The organism is Desertibaculum subflavum (assembly GCA_003576705.1).
GTDB lineage: Bacteria > Pseudomonadota > Alphaproteobacteria > Ferrovibrionales > Ferrovibrionaceae > Desertibaculum > Desertibaculum subflavum.
Window position 1 is genome coordinate 1 of record QOZS01000104.1, and the last position, 7589, is coordinate 7589.

The 7589-nt window shown below is 68.2% G+C and carries 7 protein-coding genes; 3 read left to right on the forward strand and 4 right to left on the reverse strand.

Annotated elements, in window-relative coordinates; all coding sequences use genetic code 11:
• Positions 1-22: 22 nt before the first annotated feature.
• The 3 genes from DT074_RS27165 to petA are packed head-to-tail and all read right to left on the reverse strand — an operon-like array spanning position 23 to position 2593.
• Positions 23-799, reverse strand: a complete 777-nt coding sequence (locus DT074_RS27165; RefSeq protein ID WP_119422975.1) for a cytochrome c1 — start codon at positions 797-799, stop codon at positions 23-25.
• Positions 799-2049: a cytochrome b gene (locus tag DT074_RS27170; protein WP_119422976.1), complete on the reverse strand. Its 1251-nt coding sequence runs from the start codon at positions 2047-2049 to the stop codon at positions 799-801. Before DT074_RS27170 ends, DT074_RS27165 begins: the two co-directional genes overlap by 1 nt.
• Positions 2050-2059: 10 nt before the next feature.
• The gene (gene petA / locus DT074_RS27175) at positions 2060-2593 is read right to left on the reverse strand and encodes a ubiquinol-cytochrome c reductase iron-sulfur subunit (RefSeq protein WP_119422977.1); all 534 of its coding nucleotides are present in this window, start codon (positions 2591-2593) and stop codon (positions 2060-2062) included.
• 269 nt (positions 2594-2862) lie between these two features.
• Here petA and DT074_RS27180 point away from each other — a divergent pair, with 269 nt between their 5' ends.
• Positions 2863-3879 carry an ABC transporter substrate-binding protein gene (locus tag DT074_RS27180; protein WP_162915273.1) on the forward strand — a complete coding sequence of 339 codons (1017 nt, stop codon included), beginning with the start codon at positions 2863-2865 and terminating at the stop codon, positions 3877-3879.
• Positions 3880-3921: 42 nt separating this feature from the next.
• Here the strand turns inward: DT074_RS27180 and DT074_RS27185 are convergent, their stop codons facing one another.
• The gene (locus tag DT074_RS27185) at positions 3922-4782 is read right to left on the reverse strand and encodes a TauD/TfdA dioxygenase family protein (RefSeq protein ID WP_368744946.1); all 861 of its coding nucleotides are present in this window, start codon (positions 4780-4782) and stop codon (positions 3922-3924) included.
• 117 nt (positions 4783-4899) lie between these two features.
• Here DT074_RS27185 and DT074_RS27190 point away from each other — a divergent pair, with 117 nt between their 5' ends.
• Together DT074_RS27190 and DT074_RS27195 are read left to right on the forward strand one after the other, a co-directional pair.
• Positions 4900-6321, forward strand: a complete 1422-nt coding sequence (locus DT074_RS27190) for a M61 metallopeptidase family protein (protein ID WP_119422980.1) — start codon at positions 4900-4902, stop codon at positions 6319-6321.
• A gap of 164 nt (positions 6322-6485) precedes the next feature.
• Positions 6486-7589 (forward strand): tetratricopeptide repeat protein (locus DT074_RS27195; RefSeq protein ID WP_162915274.1); only part of this gene is annotated, 1104 nt, incomplete at its 3' end.

A 7589-nucleotide genomic window follows, 5' to 3' on the forward strand; every position in this document is an offset into this window, starting at 1 on the left:
GCCGAAATCAACGCGCGCGAGATCAGTGCAGGTCGGCCCAGACCTTGCGCTTCACCGCGTAGAACACGCCGGTCGCGACGATCAGGAACAGGATCGCCTGGAAACCGATGCGCTTGCGCTCCTCCATCTTGGGCTCGGCCGCCCACATCAGGAAATGCGCCACGTCGGAGGCCATCTGGTCGACCGTGGCCTTGGTGCCGTCGGTATAGCTGACGGCATCCTCGGCGAGCGGCGGCGCCATCGCGATGATGTGGCCGGGGAAGTACTTGTTGTAGCTCTGGCCCGCCGTCAGCTTGACGTCCGCCGGCGGCTCCTCGTAGCCGATCATCAGCCCGTGGATGTAGTCGGGGCCGTGCGGCCGTGCCTTGGCCATCAGCGACAGATCGGGCGGGGCCTTGCCGCTGTTCGCCGCCGCCGCGGCCTTCTCGTTGGCGAACGGCGCCTTGAACTTGTCGGAAGGCAGGCCCGGGCGCTGGAACATCTCGCCCTGGTCGTTGGGCAGCTTGTCGGTCACCTCGACGCTGGCGGCGATCGCCTTCACCTCGGCCTCGTTGAAGCCGAGATCGCGCAGGTTGCGATAGGCCACCAGGTTCATCGAATGGCAGGCCGAGCAGACTTCCTTGTAGACCTGGAAGCCGCGCTGCGCCGCCGCGCGGTCGAAGGTGCCGAACACGCCGTCGAACGACCAGCTGAGCGAGGGCGGCTTGGGCGCCTCGGTGGCGGCCAGGGCCGGCACAGTCAGGGCCGGCGCCGCCAGCGCAACGCCGAGCACGAGCGAGAGGGCCTGGAGCGCGCGCATCAATGCGTCCCCCGTGCGGCGGCGCCGGCCGGCAGCTTGCCGCCGCCCAGCACCGGCTCGCTGATCGAGGCGGGCAGCGGCCGGGGCCGCTCGAACCAGCCGACCAGCGGCATGACGACCAGGAAGTGGGCGAAGTAGTAGACCGTGCAGACCCGGCTGAGATAGAGCGGCAGGCCTTCCGGCGGCTGGCCGCCGGCCCAGAGCAGGCCGATGCAGGCGAGCACGAACACCCAATAGAACTGCTTGTAGATCGGCCGGAAGCGCGACGACTTCACCCGGCTGGTATCGAGCCAGGGCAGCAGGAACAGGATGAGGATGGCGCCGAACATCAGCAGCACGCCGCCGAGCTTGTCCGGCACCGCGCGCAGGATGGCGTAGAACGGCAGGAAGTACCATTCCGGCACGATATGCGCGGGCGTCACCAGCGGGTTGGCCGGAATGTAGTTGTCCGGGTGGCCGAGATAGTTCGGATTGAAGAACACCCAGTAGGCGAAGAAGATCAGGAACACGCCGAGCCCGAACAGGTCCTTCACCGTGTAGTACGGGTGGAAGGGGATGGTGTCCTGCGGGCCCTTCTTCTCGACGCCGAGCGGGTTGTTCGAGCCGTGCTGGTGCAGCGCCAGAAGATGCAGCATGACCAGGCCGACGATCACGAAGGGCAGTAGGAAGTGCAGGCTGAAGAAGCGGTTCAAGGTCGGGTTGTCGACCGCGAAGCCGCCCCACAGCCAGGTCACGATGGGGTCGCCGATGAACGGGAAGGCCGAGAACAGGTTGGTGATGACGGTGGCGCCCCAGAAGCTCATCTGGCCCCAGGGCAGCACATAACCCATGAAGGCGGTGGCCATCATCGCCAGCAGAATGATGATGCCGATGAACCAGAGCAGCTCGCGCGGCGTCTTGTAGGAGCCGTAGTACAGGCCGCGGAAGATGTGGATGTAGACCACGACGAAGAACATCGACGCGCCGTTGGCGTGCAGATAGCGCATCAGCCAGCCGTAATTCACGTCGCGCATGATGTGCTCGACCGAGTCGAAGGCGAGCGAGGTATGCGGCGTGTAGTGCATGGCGAGCACGATGCCGGTGACGATCTGCACCACCAGCACGATTCCGGCCAGCGAGCCGAAATTCCAGAGGTAGTTGAGATTCTTCGGCGTCGGATAGCCGGAGCCGACCATATGGTCGATGGTCGAGAAGACCGGGAGGCGATACTCGATCCATTTGAGGATCGGATTCTGCAGCTGCAATGCCATGGCCGCGCCCTCAGCCGATCTTGATGCGGGTGTCGCTGATGAAGGCGTATTCGGGCACCGGCAGGTTCAGCGGTGCCGGCCCCTTACGGATGCGCCCCGACGTGTCGTAGTGGGAGCCGTGGCAGGGGCAGAACCAGCCGCCGTAATCGCCCTGCTGGCCGAGCGGCACACAGCCGAGATGGGTGCAGACACCCATCATCACCAGCCATTCCGGCTTCTTGACGCGGCTCTCGTCGGTGGCCGGATCCGGCAGGTCGGCCTTGTCGTCGGCCACCGCCTTGTCGATCTCGGCCTGGGTGCGGTGCCGCACGAAGACCGGCTTGCCGCGCCACAGCACGGTGACGCTCATGCCCGTCTGGATGTTCGACAGGTCGACCTCGATGGAGGACAGCGCCAGCACATCCGCCGACGGATTCATCTGGCTGATGAACGGCCAGATTGCGGCCGCCGTCCCGACGGCACCGATGCCGACGGCAGCGATATAAAGAAAATCCCGCCGCGTGGGCTCGCCCGCCCCGGCGCCGCCCGTCGTCGTGCTGCTCATGCCCGATTGACCCCCGAGCAACCTGATTCGAACCGATACTGGGCCGGTTTCTCGCATCCCGGGGAGGGCTTGTCCAGACTTTCGGCCCCCGCGCCTGCGACCCGTTGCCGCGCGGCGAGGCAACCGCATGGCAGGCTGCCCTCGCATGGCGCAGCCGGATGGCATCGTTTAATCTGCCGATCCGGAGGCCGACAGGGCGGCGCAAACAGCAGGCTTCTTGCAAGAGAGCGGCGACCGCAACCCCGGTTTCCTTAAGCAGGAGGGACTTCATGTCGATCAGAACCGCGTTCGCCGCGGGCCTCGGGCTGGCGCTGGCCGCGACCGCCGGCACCGCATCTGCCCAATCGAACGTCAAGCTGGTGCTGGACTGGGCAATCCAGGGCAATCACGCGGTCTTCTCGGTGCCGATCGAGAAGGGCTATTTCACCAAGGAAGGCCTGGCGATCCAGATGGACCGCGGCTTCGGCTCCGGCGATGCCGCGGCCAAGGTCGCCTCCGGCGCCTATGACGTCGGCTTCGCCGACATCAACACCCTGGTGCCGTTCAACGCCCAGAACCCCGACAAGAAGATGGTCGCGTTCTTCATGATCTTCGACGAGTCGCTGGCCGCGGTGATCGTCGGCAAGGACGCCAAGGTGGCGAAGCCGAAGGACCTGGAGGGCAAGACGCTGGCGGCGCCGGAAGCCGATGCGGGCCGCCTGCTGTTCCCCGCCTTCGCCAGGGCGACCGGGATCGATGTGAGCAAGATCGCCTGGAAGACGGTCACACCGCAGCTGCGCGAAACCATGCTGCTGCAGAAGCAGGCCGACGGCATTACCGGCTTCGTCTCAACCTCGGTGCTGAACCTGAAGGCGAACGGGATGGGGCCGGACCGTCTCACGGTCTGGCGCTACAACGATTTCGGCGTGCCGCTCTATGGCAGCGCGCTGATCACCACCTGGGCCTATGCCGAGAAGTATCCGAACACCATCAAGGCGATCGCGCGCGCGACCCTGAAGGGCATGAAGGATACCTTCGCCGATCCGAAGGCCGCGGTCGCCACCTTGAAGAAGTTCGACAACCTGATGAAGGAAGACCTGGAGCTCGACCGGCTCGCCTTGGTTCGAGACGCCGTCATGCTGACCAAGAACGTGAAGGAGAAGGGCATCTCCGAGGTCGACATGGCCCGGATCGACAAGGCGCTGGCCGTGGTGTCGGAGGCCTACAAGGTGCCGGCCGGCAAGGTCACCGCGAAGGACGTGTGGTCGCCGGCCTGGCTGCCGCCGCTCGCCGACCGGAAGCTCTGATCTCACAGGGGCGGACTAGGGTCCGCCCCTCTTTCTTTGAGCTCATGCCGGACGGTCGCCGGCGACCGTGGTGCGATGATGCTCGCGGCGGAAGCCGTGATAGTCGTTGAGCGCGAGGTGCTGCAGGCAGCGATTGTCCCACATCGCGAGCGAGCCCTTGGCCCAGCGGAACCGGCAGGTGAATTCCGGCCGCTGTGCATGGGCGTGCAGGAAATCGAGCAGCGGCTTGCTCTCCGCCTCGGTCCAGCCGGCGATCCGGATGGTGTAGACCGGATTGACGAACACCGACTTGCGTCCGGTCTCGGGATGCGTGCGGATCACCGGATGCTCGAGCTCGGCATCGCCGCTCTCGTCGGCGGCGATCTCCATGCTCTTCAGGCGCCTCTTCGCGTAGGAGCCCTTGCTGCCGTAGGAGCGCCGGGCGCTGTGCACCGCGCGCAGGCCTTCGAGCGTGCGCTTCAGGCCGTCCGACAGCGTCTCGTAAGCGAGGTAGCCGCTGGCGAACATGGTGTCGCCGCCATAGGGCGGCACGTCGCGGCCGTACAGGATGGTCGCCATCGGCGGGCGGTCCTGATAGCTGAAATCGGAATGCCAGACGCCGCCGAAATTGAATGGGGTGCGCTCCTCGGCCTCCTTGATCACCGCGATGATGTTCGGGTGATCGGGCAGCGTCTTCACATAGTCGGTCTGGCCGAACGGGCCGAAGCGGAGCGTGAAGGCTTCCTGATCCGCCGGCTTCAGGTCCTGGTCGCGGAAGAAGATCACCGAATGCTCGAGGAAGGCGCGATGGATCTCGGCGAAGGCCTGGTTGCCGAGCGGCCTGGCGAGATCGACGCCGGAAATCTCGGCGCCGCAGGCGCCGGCCAGCGGCCGCACGCGGATGGTTTCGTACGCGGTTGTCATCATCATTCCTCCCGAACCGCCGCGAGCATGGCGCAGCCTCGCGCCGGCGGCAATCGTCCGCCGACATCACCCCGATGTGTTGACGGCGCCGCCGGGGAAGCGCCTAGTCTTGCCGCCATGCTCGTCCGGACCATCCTCGCGCTCGCTCTGGTCGGATCTGCGTTCGCCGGCGGCGCGGCCCGGGCCGAGGAGACCGGCTGCGACTACGACGTGCGCGTCACCGACCGGCAGGGCATCAAGGTTGCCGCAGACGTTACCTGCGTCGGCGAGGTGGGCGGCTTCGTCGCCCATCCGGGCGTCGTTCCCTATGTGACGCGATTCGAGGATGCGGGCGGCCGGGCCCTGACGCGTGACGAAAGTTCGTGGCTCATGCCCGACAGTCCGAAGCGGTCGAGTGTGCACTACGAGGTCGATCTCGGCGCCTTCGCCGCTTCGGGTGCGCGCGGCGTCGCCGCCGCCGGCCGGTCCTTCATGCCGCTGGCCCAGACCTGGCTGTTCCGCCCCGCGCCGGTCGACCTGCCGTTGCGCATCCGCATCATCAATGAAAGCGACCAAGGGGTCGCCACCGGCTTCGCCAGCGCCGACGGGGTGATCCGGCTGACCGCGCGCCAGCTCGCTTTCGCCGGCTACACGGCTTTCGGCACTTTCGATCGCCGGCGGATCGAGATGGCCGGCACCGACGGGGCGCCCGCCGCCATCGACCTGGTGCAGCTCGACGGCCGCACGGCACTCGGCCCAGACCGGATCGCCACCTGGGTCGGCCGCGCCGGCGAGGCCATGGCGCGGTATTTCAACGGCTATCCCGCCGAACGCAGCCTGGTCGTCATCCTGCCGATGCCGGGGCGCGACAGCGTGCCGTTCGGCCGCGTCATCCCCGGGGGCGGCATCACCATGATGGTGCAGGTCGGCGAACAGGCCGATCGCACGGCGCTGCTGAACGACTGGGTGCTGGTGCACGAGATGGTGCACACCGCGATGCCGTTCCTCAGCGACAACGGCAGCTGGCTGATGGAAGGCCTCGCCACCTATGTCGAGCCGATCGTGCGCGCCCGCGCCGGCTGGATCGCGCCCGAGGCGGTCTGGGCCGAGTTCGCCCGCGGCATGCCGCGCGGCATTGAGGCGATGACGCGTCTCGGCATGCGGCGGGCCGGTTTCGGCGCCATCTACTGGGGCGGCGCGCTGTTCGCGCTGATCACCGATATCGAGATGCGCCAGCGCACCGACGGTCAGCGCGGGATCGAGGATTGCCTGCGTGCCGTGCGCCGCGACGGCGGCACCGGCGATCGGCGCTGGACCACGGCCGAGTTCATCGCCGCCTGCGACCGTGCGATCGGCGGCAATACCATGGCCGAGAATGCCGAGACCTATTACCTGAACGGCGGGCCGGTGGACCTGGACCGGTTGTGGGCCGATCTGGGCGTCGTGCAGCAGGGCGAGCGCTTCGTTACGCGGGCGGATGCACCGCTGGCCCGGATCCGCGAGGCGATCATCTGGGGCAGGCCCGGCATCCCGAAGCCGGCGCCCATACCTTTTGATTGAGGCAGCCCTTCGATTGAACCGGCCCTTCGATTGAATCGGCCGCCGGTCTGCCGGATTGGAGCATTGCCCGGCAAACGCCCGTCAAATTGAAGGTAATGTTAATGGCCGGGTAAGTGCCGCTTGTTAGCGTCCAGGCCCCAATTGTTGCAAATGGAGCCGTGGCGATGTCGCGCCGGAGCCTGGCCCCCCTTCTGCTGGCCGGAACCACACTTGTCGCGCTGACCGGCTGCACCTCCGGACAGCAAGCCGGCCCGCCCCCCGTGGTCGTGGCCCAGCCGCGACCGGTCGACCCGGCGGTGCTGCTCGCCGAAGGCGACCGGCTGGCCGCCACCGGCGATCTCTACGCCGCGATCGACAGTTACATGGCCGCCCGCCGCGCCGCGCCGACCCATGCCGATGCGGCGGCCCGGCTGGGCCTGACCCTGGCCGAGCAGGGCCGGCATGCCGAGGCGCTGCCGCATCTCAAGGATGCCGAGCGTGCCCGCCGCGACGACCTGGCGATCGTGCGGGTTCTGGTCAACGCCTTGCTGGCGCTGGAGCGCCCGGGCGAGGCCAACGCGCATCTGGCGCCGGCGCTGGCGCAGCATCCCGAGGATGCCCGGCTGTGGAATGCCAGCGGGATCGCCGCCGATATGATGGGCGACAGCACCGGCGCCGCCACCGCCTATCGGACCGGTCTAGCCGCCGCGCCGGACAACCTCTCGCTCAAGGTCAACCTGGCGCTGTCGCGCTTCGCCAGCGGCGACGCCGAAGGCGCCTCCATGGCGGCGACGGCCGCCGGGCTGTCGATGGCCGAGGTGGAGAGCCGCGCCAACCGCCTGATCGCCTATCGCAGCCGTACGCTGGGGCCGGCGACAATGGCGGCCGGCGCGAAGCTCGGCACGGTGCCGGAGGCGCCGCCCATGGTCGCCCTGGCGCTGCCGCCGGTGCGGGTGCAGGAACTGCCCCCGGTTACCCCTGCGCCGGCCCCGCCGCCGGCCGTCGCCGCGTCGGCGCCGGAAGCGGCCCCTGAGCCGAAGATCGGCGATGCGGCGGCGCAGAGCTCGACGGACGTCATGCCGCCGGCCGAGACCGCACCCGTCCATGCCCCGTCGCCCCAGATTGCGGCTGCGCCGGTTGCGGAAGCGGGATCCGCCGCCGTGGCGGCCGATCCGGTGGCTGCACCGGCGGCGCCGACCGCGGCACCTGCGGCGGCCCCGGAGAGCCAGACCGTGGTTGCCGGCGCCGACGCGCCGCCGCCCGCCGCGGCGCCCGTCAACGACCGGCCC